We start from the raw sequence: 13,550 nt of genomic DNA, 5'->3' as shown, positions 1-13,550 counted from the left end.
AGAACCCACCTTGCTGAATCGTTTCATGACCGGTTGCCCGGCCGCAGCGACGGCGTCGGGGTGATGTGGGTAACGTTTTCCAAATGTTTCGCCGACCTTACGAGCGCGTGCCGAACAGCGTCAAGAGGTTCTCTGGGTTTAACGGCGCTTCCGCGGCATCCCCATCATGGATAACGTTGCCCCAAACGATGGGTCGGTAGGCTCTGCTCGGACAACGATCAACCCATAGAGGAGAACCGGTGGACAGACCCGCGCCCCGGCGCGTCACGATCGTCGACGTCGCACGCCACGCCCAGGTGTCCACCACCGCCGTGTCCAAGGTGCTGCGCAACGCGTACGGCGCCAGCCCCGCCATGCGCCTGAAGGTCCAGCAGGCCATCGACGACCTCGGCTACCGGCCCAACGCCGCCGCCCGGGGCCTGCGCGGCCAGACGTACACCATCGGCGTGATGCTCCCCGAGCTGCGTAACCTGTTCTTCGCCGACATCCTCGACGGCATCACCGCCCAGCTCGGCGACAGCGTTTACCAGGTGCTGCTCGCCCCCGGCTGCAACGGTGAGAAAGCCGAGGCCCGGGTCATCGACGCGATGGTCGACCGCAGCATGGACGGCCTGATCCTGATCGCGCCGGTGTCGGCCAAGGCCCGCCTCACCGAGGTCGCCCGCCACACCCCCACCGTCGTCGTCGGCCGGCACGGCTCCTCCACCGCCTACGACACCGTCACCGACGACGACATCGCCGGCGCCGCCCTGGTCGTCGACCACCTGGTCGGCCTCGGTCACCGCCGGATCGCGCACATAGAACACCACGAGACCGACCGGGTACGCCTCGCCGAGATGCCCAACACCCAGCGCGCCAACGGCTACCGGCAGGCGATGACCGCCCACGGCCTGGAAGCCGAGATCGACGTGGCGTCCACCTCGTACACCCAGGCCGGTGGTTACCTCGGCGCCCAGCAGCTCCTGGCCCGCCCGAACCCGCCGACCGCGATCTTCGCCGGCGCCGACGTGGTCGCCCTCGGCGCGATGGAGGCGATCGCCGAGGCCGGCCTGACCATCCCCGGCGACATCTCCCTGGCCGGGTACGACAACAGCGCGCTGGCCGCCTTCGGCCCGATCTCGCTGACCAGCGTCGATCAGGACGGCCGCCAGATGGGCGCCGACGCCGCCCGCCTGCTCGTCGACCGGATCGGCCAGCGCGACCGGCGGACCGCCCAGATCACCCTGTCCCCCACGCTGGTCACCCGCCGCACCACCGCGGCCCTCCCATGATCGTCGACGGTCCGTACGGCGACATCCCGATCCGCGTCCACACCCCCGACCGGCCCTCCGGTGCGGGCCTGATCTGGGCACACGGCGGCGCCTTCTTCGGCGGCGACCTCGACATGCCGGAAAGCGACTGGGTCGCCCGCCGGCTCAGCGAACACGGCATCACGGTCGTGACCGTCGGCTACCGGCTCGCCCCGATCATGGACTGGGCGACCGGTGAGCAGGCACCGCACCAGGACGGCGAACGCTTCCACTATCCGGTCGCGTCCGAGGAGGTCGGCGAGGTGTTCACCTGGGCCGGCCGCTCCGGTATCAACGTGTCCGGCTGGGTTGTCGGCGGAGCCAGCGCCGGAGGCAACCTGGCAGCCGGAGCCACCCTCCGGTTACGTGATACCGGCCGTGCGCTTCCCCGCGGTGTGGTGCTGGTCTACCCGGTGCTGCATGCCGAACTGCCGCCGATGTCGACCCGCTACGGGCCTCCGGCCAGCAGTACGGCGCCGAACTCGCCGCCGCCGGAGTCGACACCACCGTGATCCGCGAGGACGGCACCCACCACGGCCACCTCAACGAACCCGGCAACCCCGCGGCGATCCGCAGCATCACCCGCATCGCCGACTGGATCGGGTCGGTGGCTTTCTCCGCCACCTGCCGTGAGGCCCAGCGACCTACGCATCCCGCACGGGAGCCGGAAACCCGGTGCACGCTGGATCGGGTCCGGCCGCAGAAGTCGAAGAAGCAGCCGGACCCTCTGGTGTCTTAGCAGGTCAGGCGGTGTAATGGTGCTCGGCGCCGTCACGTCGGGTGTAGACGTCCCAGTAGTGCTGGGCGATGGTGTCGGCCTGGGTTTCCGGTCCGCCCGATCCGATCCACACGTTCAGCGGCACGTGTGCGGCGTAGACACCCGTACCGGCAAGAGTTTGATGCAGTTTGAGGACCCAGGCTCGCAGGGCAGCGGAACCCACCGCGGTCGCGGCGAACTCGGGCGGTCCGGTGAGAGGGTCGGCAGAGGAGCCGCCGGTGGTGAACAGCAGGGTGCCCGCGTCGTTCTTGATCATGTCGGGCAGGACCTGCTGGGCGGCAGTGAGACCGCCGTACAGGTAGTAGTCGATCTGGGGTTGAAGGTTCTCGACGGTGGCCTCCAGCGGGCCGGCCATGGTGATGCCGGGAACCGGGTTGTGCGGGGCCGGCGAGTACTCCAGAACGTCGACGGCACCGAACCGGTCCTTGATCCGGGTGAACGCGGCGGCCAGGGACGGACGGTCCATGATGTCGGCGGTGAACCCGGCGGCATCGATGCCCGCGGCCCGCAGTTGTCCGGCGAGGTCGTCGAGGCGGCCCTGGTCACGGGCGACGAGAGCGACGGAGAATCCGCGGCCGCCGAACACCTTGGCGATGGACAGTCCGAGGCCGGGGCCTGCGCCGACGATGGCGATGGTGGGCATGTGAGGGGTCCTTTCGGGTTTCAGAGTTTCGCTGTCGAGACGCGGGTGAGGGCTTGGGCGTACGCGTCGGTGGATTGGGCTCCGGTGACGGCGTAACGGTCGTTGATCAGGACGAACGGGACTCCGGTGACACCCAGCCGACGGCCGGTGTCCTCGTCACGGCGAACCTCGGCGGTGTACGCGTCGCCGTCCAGCACCGCCCGGACGCCATCGGCATCCAGCCCGATGCTCGCGGCGACCGTGACGAGCGTGTCGTGGTCGTAGGGGTCGAGTCGTCCGGCGAAGTAGCCGCGCTGGACGGTCTCGAAGAAGGCGACGCCGTGACCCTGCCGCTCGGCGAACTGCAGCACCCGGTGTACGTCGACGGAGTTGGCGTGCGGCCGGTCGCTGGTGAACGGCAGGCCTTCCTCGGCGGCGGTCCGGGCGATGCCGGCTTCGGCCTGGGCCGCTTCCTTGTGGGACACGCCGTGTTTGCGGGTGAAGATCTCCATGATCGTCGTCGGCGTGGTCGACGCGCCCGGATCGAGTTCGAAGGAGCGCAGTCGCAGCTGGGTGCTGTCGGTGAGTCCCTGCCGGTCCAAGGCCCGGGTCAGGCGGTGGATGCCGAGGTAGCACCACGGGCAGCCGAGATCCGTCCATACCTGCAGGTTCATGACGACCTCTCGAATAAGTGGAGCCGATCCTTCACTTCCACGCTAACACGGAAGTGGCGGGGCTCCTCCACTTGTGCGATGGTGATCCTGTGACCACGCGAACACCCGGCGAACGTCCCCTGCGCACCGACGCCGCCCGCAACCGCGCGGCGATCGTCGCCGCAGCGCAACGGGCGTTCGCCGAGCAGGGACTGCAGGTGCCGTTCGACGAGATCGCCCGGCGGGCCGGGGTCGGGGAAGCCACCGTGCACCGCCGTTTCCCGGACCGCGACGCGCTGATCGCGGCCGCCTTCGGCGACAAGATGACCGCCTATGCCGACGCCGCCGCCGAGGCCTTGGCCGCGGCGGATCCCTGGCAGGGCTTCTGCGGGTACGTCCGCCGGGTGTGCGCCATGCAGTCGGGCGATCGGGGCTTCGCCGACCTGCTCACCATCACCTTCGCCGCGGCCAACCCGGCCGTCGAGGATCTCGAACAGCGCCGCGACGCGGGCTTTCGGGACTGGATCGCCATCGTCGCCAGAGCGCGTTCCAGCGGCCGGCTACGTCCCGACTTCCACCCCGACGACCTCGTCGTCCTGCTGATGGCCAACGCCGGCGTCGTCGCCGCGACCGCCGGCACCGCACCGGACGCCTGGCAGCGTCACGTCGAGTACATGCTGCAGGCCTTCACCGCCGGTGATACCCAGCCGCTACCCCCGCCACCCGCCCGCGCCACGCTCGTCCGGGCACTACAACGCACCCAGCGAACGTGACGGCCACATACGGGGTCATGACGGTTGCACAGATAGGCCGGCTTCCACGCCACCCGGGACGAAGATCACGCAAGCTACGGTCTGACCAGGATCACTCCGGTCGCGGCAAATAGCCGCTCACCGGCCGCGGACCACCCCCGCATCGATCGGCGGTACCGGCAGGCGTCTGCCCAGCTCCCGCTGCGCTGCACGCGCGACACCCTCGTCGGAGTCGTGTGTTCGCTCCCTCAGCCACGCCGAGATCAGGGGGTCGTCGAGCCGGATGGAGCCCAGCGCCCGAACGGCGGCCAACCGTACGTCCGGCCTTGGGTCCTCGGCCCCGACTCTGGCCAGACTCTCCCGTTCGTCGGGATACCGCGACCAGCCCAGCGCCCATGACTCCACCGCGGCGCTGCGCACCAAGGCGTCACCGGAGTGGAGCGCGAGATTCTTGACCCAGTCGAGGATGTGCGGTTGGTGGCCGCCGAGGTGCGTGACCAACCAGATGGCTTGGCTTCGAGGCTCCCAGTCGTTGTCCTCGGCTACCCGCTTCACAAGCCATTCGACGGCCCCGGGGCGACCTTGCGTCATTGCGGCAACAACGTATATCGCTGCTGCGCGGACGGTGGGGTCCGGGTGATTCTCGGCGCGGTCACGGGCCCACTCTTCAGTGATGTCGCTGCTTGCCCAGTATCGATGGTTCTCGAGAAGGGACAGTTGCACCGTGAGGTCGGCATCGTCCACGGCTCGAAGCCGTTCGACGACTTCGGGCAGGTGCGTCCAGGACGTGCTGATCTCCTCGATCACCGCGTGACGGACCAGTGAGCTGGGGTCGTTGAGACGCTCCCACAGCCAGTCGAGAAGACCGGGGCGGGTTGCCCAGTGCCTGGAGTGCATCGTGAGCGCTGTCGCCCGTCCTCCTGGAAGTGGCGCGCTCTCGGCCATGGTGATGAGCCACTCCTGGATGCCGTCGTCAAAAGGCCAACGATTGAGGATCCTGGCCAGGATCGCTCTCTGCGCGTCCCTGTCGACGGTGTTCGGGAAGGCGGCTTGGAGTTCGGCTGGACCGGCGGCGCTGTGGATCAGCGCCTCCACGCGGACGATCTCGGGCTCGTCGGATGCTGCGACCTCGCGGAGCCATCCCTCCAGGCCTGCGTCACAGGCCGCGGCACCAAGTTCCCGCACTACGCTTCGCCGGACCCTGGGGGAAGTCTCGCGGTCGAATCGCTCCTGCAACCATGTCACGGCCGTAGCGAGGTCCACGCCCCCGCTCGCGTAGGCCACTGCCTCTTCGCGTACTCGGTCAGACGCATCGGCTTCGGCCAACCGCACCAGGATCGCACGAGTGGATTTGGGACCGTAGATCCAGAGCGGATGGGGCAACAACTCGTGGATCTCGCCGAGGCTACCGCCCGAGATCGTGGCCTCAATCCAGCCGCGAGCGACCGGTGACCTTCGGCTCCGCTCGACGATGGCGACGAACGCAGCCAGGCGGACATAGTCGGAGTGATCTTCCACCAACCTGGTCCGCATCCAGTCCAGTTCTTCCCACGAGTCACCCATGCGCACGGCCAACCGCTCGAAAGCTGCGCCCCGGATGGACGGGTCGATGTCCGATTCAACCAGGTGCAGGAGCAGGTCATTGCCTTCCTCGCCCCCATGAACGCCCCAATAACCGATGGCATGGTGACGAGCCGACGAATGATTGCCGGGCGTGACGACCGCTCGCATCTGCTGGGTGAACCATGGCTCACCGATCCACCGGATCGACAGCGCTTCGAGGGCGGTCGACTCATCAAGGACCCCGTCTCCCCGGCTGCGAAGCCAAGCCAGCGTCTCCTGCCGCTCCGGCCAACCCTCCACGATCATTTGGACGATCTCCGAACGGACGTAGGACGACGACTCCGTTCGTACGATGGCCATCAGCCAGTCCAGCAGGTCGGGTTCTGTGGCCTGTCCCACCATTGTTCGCACGGCTTGGATACGGACTGAGTCATCAGGGTCGGTGAGCGCTACAGACCGAGCCCAAGGACCCGGGGCCTCCGCGTGCGACAAGAGCGTGACAAAAGTCGTCCGCACGTATCCCTCCCGCTCGGTGGCGAAGGATTCGCGGATCCAGTCGCACAGTTCAGGGCTCATCGAATGCTTCGCCAAGGCCTCAGCCGCGGCTCGGCGCGCAGAGCCGCCGGGGTCGCAGCGTGCCCAGAGGCGCAGATCGGCCTCGGCTTCCGGACCCAGGTCCGCCTCGCCGTATGCCTGCACCGCAGCTCGGCGGACGGCGTGATCCGCCTCCGACCGCACCCGGCCGCGCACCCATCGAATCATGTCGCGATCTCCGCGCCACGCGGAACCGACCGCGGTGACTGCCTCCTCGCGGACGTCACTCATGCCGTTCTCGGCCAAGGTCACGAGCCACTCCCGCACACCTGGCACATGTGCCCAGCCTGCGCCGATGGCTTTGATCGCGTGCGTCTTGGCCTGGGTCGAAGGCGAATCCGCCACGAGCGCCCGCAGCCGATCCAGCAAACCGCTGTCGGGGGACCACCGTGATGCCAGCACCTCCGCGACCGACCGTCCGGCAATGTCGCGGGCAAGCAGATCTTCCAGCCATGGCAAGGTCTCACCGTCGTCCGCCCACTTCTCACTGACGACAGCTACCGCCGTGTCGACGAGACCGATATCGGATCCCTCCGACGCCATGGCCCGTACCCATCCCGCGTCGGCAGGGGTGAGCCAGCGCTTGAGCCCCGTCAGTGCCGCCGACCGCACCTCGGAATGCTGGCCGCCGGCCGCCAGCTCGCGCAGTAGGGTGCTGACCTCCGGAATCTCATCCTCCCCGCTGGTCAGCCCGCTGACCGCCGCAACGCGCACCGCCGGCGTGGAACCCGATCTCGCCTGCTCCATCAGTACGGCACGGAGGTCGGCATCGTCGTCGGAGAGCAGCACCGCGATGCGGGTTGTCAGGACGAGCGACCTTGCGTTGGAATAGTTCGCCTGCAGAGTCAGGGTTTGGTGGTGCTCGGCGAACCACGACAGGTAGACCTCCCTGCCCGCCCAGTAGGGACCGAAAGTCGCCAGCACCGACGGCAGGTTCTTCTCCAGCAACTGAGTCAGGTCACCGTCATAGTTGCGCTGCCGCAGGCTCGCCACCAGCAGAGCCTCCGTCACCGTGCGCATCACCGCCCGGCTGGTGTCGGCCAGTGCCCCCAGCCGGCGGACTTCGCTGAGGCACTGCAGGGCCAGCACGATGTGGTGCGGGAGGGCGCGCTTCTGCCGTCGCCAGTCCGGGTTCAGCTCGAGGAGATGCTCGATCACCAGCCGCGCGAAATCTTCGCTGAGCATGCCGGTGGTGTGCCGCAGCACCTCGTGCCAGGCAGGATCGTTCCACCGGGCTGTAAACAGCTCCAGTAGGTCGGTCTCGTTGAGCTTGCGCTCGGCAAACCGGCGTACCAGATCTTCGGCAGCCAGATATTCCAGAAACGCCCGGTGCACAAATCCGTAAACCCCGGCACCGAAGCGCGACAGGATGAAGTTGCGGTGACGGAACTGCTCCAGCATCTGCTCGGCACCCGGCCTGGCCTGATGCATGGGCAGTTCCAAGCGATCGTGCAGGTACTGCTCGAACTCCTCGATGAGGTCGGCGCCCGGGATGTGATTGCCCGCCAGGCCCTTGGGTGCGGCCTGCATCCGCCGGGCGACGCGGCGCAGCAGTTCGAGTTTGTCCTCCTCCACGATCGTCGGCAGGTCAACGGTGAAACGGTTGGCGAGCAGGTACTTGTTCGGATCCCAATGCTGCACCAGAACCGTCACCGCGTGCTGCTGCACCGCGCGGCGGTCCCGGGGCAGCTCCCGACGCCGGCCGATGATCGCCAGGATGGTGAGCAACAGCGGGTTACCCGCCAGCTCGGACACCGCCTTCGACTCCGCCACGGCGGCCATCAGCCTGCGCCGCAGACGGGCCGACTCCACGGGGTCCTTCGGCAGCGCGGTGTCGAACCATCGCCGCACGAAGTTCTCCACCTGCTCGGTGGTGAGGTCCTCCAGTTTGTGGTGGGCGAATCCGGCGGTGTCCAGCACGGCCCGCTGGTAGCCCACCACTCGCGAGGTGACAACCACCTTCACCTTCGGATATTTTGCCGCGAACGCCCCGATTCTCTTACTGATCGTCGTGCGCTCGTCTGAGTCGAACACCTCGTCCAAGCCGTCGAACACGACCAACGCGCGCCCCTGCTCCAGTAGTGACTCGGCATTCGCTCGGGGGAGACCGAAACTCTCCGAAGTGTGCATGTGGGCGATCAGATCGAGGAAGTCGCCGCCGCCGGAACTGTGGTAAGCGAATATCCGGAGCTCAACGACCAATGGCACCCGCCCGCGGAGCGGTTCCAGGTCCGGCGGCAGGGTCACCGCATCGGCCAGCGCCAGCGCCAAGTAGCGGGCCAGTGTGGACTTGCCCGAGCCGGGGTCACCGAGCAGCACCGTCCGCATCGCGCTCGGATGGGCCAGAACGACGAGCACCGACCGCCGGGGGCGCTGCTGGTAATCCTGGCGGAGCCGGTTGAGCAGGTCGCGGTCGAACCCGGCGGGAAGGTCGGCAGGGCTGAAGTGCCCAGAGTCGATCAGCCTGAGCCAGACGTCTCTGGGCAGCTCGGCCCGGGGCGGGTTCGCTCGCACGTCCTGCCCTACGAACACCTCCCGCAAGCGCACCGGCAGGTGCTCATCCTGGTCGTTGAGCGGGATGAGCGCATCAAGCTGCAGTGGTCCGAACTGCTCACGCACCGCGTCGAGGTAGTCGGCGACCGTGGTGTCGGTCAGCTCCGGCGCTGAACCGAGCGCCTGCTGGTACCGCTGCCACCAGTGCCTGCGGTCGCGCAGCTCGAGGGGCAGCTTGCGGTTGCCGTAACCCAGACACGCTTCGATGAAAGCCTCCACCGTCGCGTCCCTGGGCGAGGTCTTCCCCTTGAGGAGGTTGCCCACGTTCGACTTCGACAGTGCCTCGTGCCTCTTAGCCAAGGTTTCGTAGCCCGGGCTTCCTACGAGCTCCCGCAGTTCGCGCAGGACCCTGCTGCCGCGCTCGTGCCGGCTGCCTTCGTCCACTCTCCAGCCTTTCCAGCCTGGCCCTCAGTGGAGGGCGCCCACGAGATCGTCGAGTACATCCAGGTCAGAGGATTGTGGGAGGTTCACGATGTGGCACGACATGCTGGAATGGCTGCCGACGGTCACCGCCATCGTACGATTGATCGCCGCTGTTATTAACCTGTCCCGTTCCGCCCATCAGCTCCGAGCTCGGGTGTCGGTTCCTCGACGGGAAGCCCGCCACAGCGGCCAGCCGAAAGCTCGCGGGACCGCTCGGCGGATGCGCCCGGATTCTGGCTGGCGGAACACCTTCGGCGGAAAACGCGGGAAGAACCGTCACCTTCAGAGGCACGGCAAGAGCGGCGCCTGACCGCGTAACGGCTCTCGGTGACGTGCGACCGTGGCCCGGGGACCGCTCTTGCACTCGGCAGCGGTGTGCAGCTCGACCTGCACACCGGGCAGGCTCAGACCTCCTGGCAACCCACGATGTCTTCGATCAGCATGGCGGTCCGCTGTTCGACGGCTACCACGTCACCGGCGATCCTCTCTGCCCGACAGGGCAGAGAGGATTTTTCGCTCCCGCGTATAGTACTCGTCTAGGCGCTGGCGGCTGTCCCGGATCGCGGAGTCGGCCTGCGCCAGCGCGGTCCGCACAACGTCGGGTGTCAGTTCGGTGCAGTCGAGCACGCTGGACGCGACAAGCGTGCCGGCGCCCATGTCGAACTCCGAACAGCCCTCATTCACGGTCCATGCACCTAGACCCCGCTGGTCCTCCGGCAGCAGGATCCACCAGTCCGCGGTCGCCTCCAGCGCCGTCCAGTGCTCATCGGAGTCGTCGTTGTCCGGCTGCCAGCCGGGCTGCCCGGCGACCAGGTGGTAGCGACCGTCGACACGAGCGCAGGCAAACCATACGTCGGCGGACTCGAAGCGAAACACACTGCGACGCTCATCGCGGGCGAACTCGGTGCGGATGGCAAGCCGGTAGCCGGCCTGCTCAGCGGCGGCGAGCAGGTCTCCTGCCGGGCCAGGCCGGAACGCGGCCCCGACCGGTATCACCGCCACCGGCCGGTCGTGCAGCAAAGTCCATCGGGCATCCGGAACCAGCTCCCGGAACGCCTGCACCACGCCGGCGAAGGAGTCGTAGACGATCCACTCCCCCTCCGAGACGTCACCACCGTCCAGGGCAGCCGTGAGCCGGGCTAGTGTCTCGGTCTTTTCAGGATCAACGGCATCCTCGAGATAGGCCAGGGCCCCGGTAATCGCATTCCACTCGTTCGTCCATGACGCCGGCTTCCACACTACGGTTCCGCACCCGCAGGCCTGCGGCCGGTCGGAGCACGTCGGACAGCGTAAGGTCGCCAGGACGTCCTGCGCCTCGGCTCGCAGCCGGGCCACCTGATCGGCGATCTGTTCAGGCCGTCCGACGAGGAATCCGGCCCAGCCGAAGTCGGTGTACACCTTCACCTCGAAGTACCGGCCCTCGCGGCGCCAGTCGGTGATCTCCCAGCCGTCCGGCCCGAGCACGTCGGTGAAGGCCCGGACGAGTCGTGGGTCGATGTGGCTGGTGTCGCCGGGATCGAAGTCCGGCTCGGGCGCCGGCCGTCCCATCGCGGCCGCGGCGGTGCTCGCGGCCCGGTGTGCCGCCCGTGCCTGTGACGGTGTCGTCGCCACGACGGTGTACCCGGTGAAGTGCCCGGCGACGCCGCCGGCCGTCACCAGGTGGTGGCCATCGGGCACCGGCAGTTCCACGTCGGACGCCGGATGCCGGGAGCAGGCGAGGACGTCGAATCCCCGCACCAGCGCCGGCCGCACCTGCCGAACCTGACCGCACACACAGCAGGTCACCGGCACACGAAGGTTGGACATGACGGCCTCCTTCTCTGCCGACCACTATGGAGAACGGGTACGACAAGTTCGGACGCCGACGCCGAGGCGAGGGCGGTTTGATCTCCCGCCGGCAAGCGAGCAATCCTGTGCGGACAGACTCTCGGCTTGGCGTACAGGCCGGTTAGAAAGTCGGTCTCCTTGGGGAGGTCGAGCATCCGATCATGCCCCAGCGGCGGGTCACCCTCCGGCCCGGGTCACGATGATCCACATCCGGCCCTTGCCGGTTTCCACCGCACCCGCCAGCGGCGCTGGAGATCGAGTTCTTCCACGCGGGCCAGGCCCCACTCTCCACCGGAATAGACGGAACTGTGCGGGTTTGGGAAGAACGCGATTGGGGACGTTCCCGGGCCCGGGCTTATACACGGACAGCGATTCGCGACCTCAAGACATTGACGAACTTCTACGTCAGGACGTAGCGTCCGCGAAACATAGCCATCCCCGGTTGGAAAGTTTCTCTCGATCCCCTCCCCCAGCCCTGGAGTCACCGTGTTCACCTTCGGCACCCTCAGCCGGCCACGGGTCCGGCGCCCCCTGACCATCGCAGCCCTCACCGGGCTGCTGCTGTTCTCGTTCCTGATCATCGCCCGTCCCGCCTCCGCGCACGGCTCCGCGATCGACCCGCCCTCGCGCCACTACGGCTGCGCCAAGCGCTGGGACACCACCTGGACCAACCCGGTCATGGCCTGACTGGACCCGATGTGCTGGCAGGCCTGGCATGCCAACCCGGCCGCGATGTGGACCTGGAACGGCCTCATCCAGGACAACGTCGCCGACAACCACCAGGCCCGGGTACCCGACGGCAAGCTCTGCGGCGGCGGCGACAACACCTTCGACGCCCTGAACGCCCCCCGGATACTGGCGCGCCCAGGACGTCGCCAACACGTTCACCTGGACGATGCACGACAGGCCCGGCACGGTGCCGCGTACATCCGCTTCTACGTCACCAGGCAGGGCTTCGACCCGGCCACCCAGCAGCTCACCTGGGCCGATCTCGAACTCGTCAAGGACACCGGCCCGTTCCCGGAATCCGGCTGGCCGACCCGGCCCAACGACCCGTGGCTCAACGGCGTCGACTACTCGTTCCAGCTCAGCGCGCCGGGCCGCACGGGCCAGCACGTCGTGTACGCCGTCTGGCACGCCGGGCACGCCGACCAGAACTACTACATGTGCTCCGACGTACGTTTCCCCGGCGGCCGCCCGGACCCCGGCAACGCCACCACACCGCCCCCGCTCGACCCCGACAGCGGCTGCCACGCCACCTACCGCCTGACCCAGCAGGAAACGTCGACCGGGCGCTTCCAGGCCGAGGTCACGGTCACCGCCGGAGCCGCCGCGACCCGGGCCTGGGCGGTCACCCTGCAGTTCCCGAACGGCCAGGTGATGGATTCGGCCTGGGACGCGACAGTGGCCTCGGACGGCCCGAACTGGCGGGCCACCAACGTCGGCTACAACGGCACCCTGGCCGCCGGAGCCGGCGCCACCTTCCGGTTCCCGGGCTACTGGCTGGTCACCAACTATCCGCCCCGGCTCAGCTGCAAGGCCACCACATAGATCCCCTCCCGGTACGATTCCCGGCACGCCGCCGTCCACCCACCGGTCGTGCCGGGCCGTATCGTCGCCGGTCAGGTCGGCATCGTGGCACGAAGCGCCCGGACCACGAAGCTGTCTATGATCAGTTCGTGTTTCCCGATGACCGATGGAACGCGCGGGATCGCCATCTCGACGAGCGGCAACAACAACTGGACAGCAGGGAGCGGCTGCTCGACGCCCGTGAACAACGCCTGTCCCATCGGGAAACGCAGCTGGCAGCCAGGAATGACGTTCTGACGGCCAGGGAACGTGCGATCACTGATCGCGAGACGGCGGCGGACCAGCGCGAACAGGTCGCCGATGAGCGTGACCTCGCCGCGGACGGACGGGAAGAGTACGCCACGGCCCGCGAGCGTTCTCTCGACAACCGGACGGCGCCCGAGACGACCAACCGCGATCCGATGCAACAGATCGAAGACGCCTTCGCCCGGGAAGTCGCACGCCTGGACCGCAGCAACGCCTTCCTGCATCGCTCCCGAGAGGCCGTCCAACGTGCGCAGGCACGTCTGGAGACGCTACGGGCCGCCGCCCGTGAACAGCCGCGCCCCGCAGACGGAGGCGATGGCGAGCGGCGCTGATGCCGCCGGGTCCGCGACCGGGTCAGCCGAAGAGGGCGGCGGGAATGTCGGCGTAGAAGAGGGCGGGATCGCGGGACAGGGATGCTTTGACGTTGGCGGTGGGAGCGTCGGCGATGACTTCGAGCTTGCCGGCTTCCAGGCCGTCCAGGGCCGCGGCGATCACCTCGTGGGGCGGCAGTTTGGGGATGTCGTAACCGGCCATCATGTCGGTGTCGGCGACGGCCAGGGCCAGAGCGGTGACCTGGGTCTTCTGGTCGGCCAGTTCGAGCCGGACACCGTTCGTGAGAGACCATTCCGCAGCGTCTCGGTTTTCCTATGCGATCCTGTG

The 13,550-nt window shown here is 68.0% G+C and carries 12 protein-coding genes; 7 read left to right on the top strand and 5 right to left on the bottom strand.

All coding sequences use genetic code 11. The features are described 5' to 3' along the window. Nucleotides 1-239 precede the first annotated feature (239 nt). The 3 genes from Aco03nite_RS47730 to Aco03nite_RS47720 are packed head-to-tail and all read left to right on the top strand — an operon-like array spanning nt 240 to nt 2,028. Nucleotides 240-1,271 (top strand): LacI family DNA-binding transcriptional regulator, encoded by a 1,032-nt coding sequence (locus tag Aco03nite_RS47730; protein WP_203808948.1) that lies wholly within the window; start codon nt 240-242, stop codon nt 1,269-1,271. Continuing rightward, entirely contained in the window at nt 1,268-1,801 is a 534-nt protein-coding gene (locus Aco03nite_RS47725) for an alpha/beta hydrolase (RefSeq protein ID WP_203808946.1), read from the top strand. The genes Aco03nite_RS47730 and Aco03nite_RS47725 overlap by 4 nt, the downstream gene beginning before the upstream one ends. Further along, complete coding sequence (locus Aco03nite_RS47720; protein ID WP_239146031.1) at nt 1,798-2,028, top strand: hypothetical protein; 231 nt, start codon at nt 1,798-1,800, stop codon at nt 2,026-2,028. Before Aco03nite_RS47725 ends, Aco03nite_RS47720 begins: the two co-directional genes overlap by 4 nt. Before the next feature lie 4 nt (nt 2,029-2,032). On the opposite strand, the gene Aco03nite_RS47715 is transcribed toward Aco03nite_RS47720, so the two are convergent. Beyond that, entirely contained in the window at nt 2,033-2,710 is a 678-nt protein-coding gene (locus Aco03nite_RS47715) for an SDR family NAD(P)-dependent oxidoreductase (protein WP_203808944.1), read from the bottom strand. A 20-nt stretch (nt 2,711-2,730) separates the two neighbouring features. Continuing rightward, nucleotides 2,731-3,363 (bottom strand): DsbA family oxidoreductase, encoded by a 633-nt coding sequence (locus tag Aco03nite_RS47710; RefSeq protein WP_203808942.1) that lies wholly within the window; start codon nt 3,361-3,363, stop codon nt 2,731-2,733. Nucleotides 3,364-3,452: 89 nt separating this feature from the next. On the opposite strand from Aco03nite_RS47710, the gene Aco03nite_RS47705 reads away from it, so the two are divergent. After that, nucleotides 3,453-4,115, top strand: a complete 663-nt coding sequence (locus tag Aco03nite_RS47705; protein WP_239146030.1) for a TetR/AcrR family transcriptional regulator — start codon at nt 3,453-3,455, stop codon at nt 4,113-4,115. A gap of 117 nt (nt 4,116-4,232) precedes the next feature. Here Aco03nite_RS47705 and Aco03nite_RS47700 read toward each other — a convergent pair whose 3' ends face one another. Continuing rightward, nucleotides 4,233-9,188, bottom strand: a complete 4,956-nt coding sequence (locus Aco03nite_RS47700; RefSeq protein WP_203808940.1) for a HEAT repeat domain-containing protein — start codon at nt 9,186-9,188, stop codon at nt 4,233-4,235. Between the two features lie 510 nt (nt 9,189-9,698). After that, complete coding sequence (locus tag Aco03nite_RS47695; RefSeq protein ID WP_203808938.1) at nt 9,699-11,033, bottom strand: hypothetical protein; 1,335 nt, start codon at nt 11,031-11,033, stop codon at nt 9,699-9,701. A gap of 507 nt (nt 11,034-11,540) precedes the next feature. Between Aco03nite_RS47695 and Aco03nite_RS53800 the strand changes: the two genes are divergently transcribed. The 3 genes from Aco03nite_RS53800 (at nt 11,541) to Aco03nite_RS47685 (ending at nt 13,222) form a co-directional block, all read left to right on the top strand. After that, a complete protein-coding gene (locus tag Aco03nite_RS53800) occupies nt 11,541-11,741 on the top strand; it encodes a hypothetical protein (RefSeq protein WP_239146029.1) in 201 nt (66 codons plus the stop codon). 9 nt (nt 11,742-11,750) lie between these two features. Further along, nucleotides 11,751-12,605: a lytic polysaccharide monooxygenase gene (locus tag Aco03nite_RS47690; RefSeq protein ID WP_239146028.1), complete on the top strand. Its 855-nt coding sequence runs from the start codon at nt 11,751-11,753 to the stop codon at nt 12,603-12,605. 128 nt (nt 12,606-12,733) lie between these two features. Next, on the top strand, nt 12,734-13,222 hold the full coding sequence (locus Aco03nite_RS47685) for a hypothetical protein (protein WP_203808936.1): 489 nt from the start codon (nt 12,734-12,736) through the stop codon (nt 13,220-13,222). A gap of 22 nt (nt 13,223-13,244) precedes the next feature. On the opposite strand, the gene Aco03nite_RS47680 is transcribed toward Aco03nite_RS47685, so the two are convergent. Further along, a complete protein-coding gene (locus Aco03nite_RS47680) occupies nt 13,245-13,427 on the bottom strand; it encodes a Rossmann-fold NAD(P)-binding domain-containing protein (RefSeq protein ID WP_239146027.1) in 183 nt (60 codons plus the stop codon). Between the last annotated feature and the right edge of the window lie 123 nt (nt 13,428-13,550).

The organism is Actinoplanes couchii (genome assembly GCF_016862075.1).
Taxonomy (GTDB): Bacteria; Actinomycetota; Actinomycetes; order Mycobacteriales; family Micromonosporaceae; genus Actinoplanes; species Actinoplanes couchii.
This window is presented reverse-complemented; position numbering and strand designations above follow the sequence as displayed.

Bases quoted from the DNA above. Each gene is read 5' to 3' on its own strand.
- Aco03nite_RS47725 (WP_203808946.1), top strand. From the start codon at position 1,268: ATGATCGTCGACGGTCCGTACGGCGACATCCCGATCCGCGTCCACACC.
- Aco03nite_RS47715 (WP_203808944.1), bottom strand. From the start codon at position 2,710: ATGCCCACCATCGCCATCGTCGGCGCAGGCCCCGGCCTCGGACTGTCC.
- Aco03nite_RS47710 (WP_203808942.1), bottom strand. From the start codon at position 3,363: ATGAACCTGCAGGTATGGACGGATCTCGGCTGCCCGTGGTGCTACCTC.
- Aco03nite_RS47695 (WP_203808938.1), bottom strand. From the start codon at position 11,033: ATGTCCAACCTTCGTGTGCCGGTGACCTGCTGTGTGTGCGGTCAGGTT.
- Aco03nite_RS47690 (WP_239146028.1), top strand. From the start codon at position 11,751: ATGTGCTGGCAGGCCTGGCATGCCAACCCGGCCGCGATGTGGACCTGG.
- Aco03nite_RS47680 (WP_239146027.1), bottom strand. From the start codon at position 13,427: ATGATGGCCGGTTACGACATCCCCAAACTGCCGCCCCACGAGGTGATC.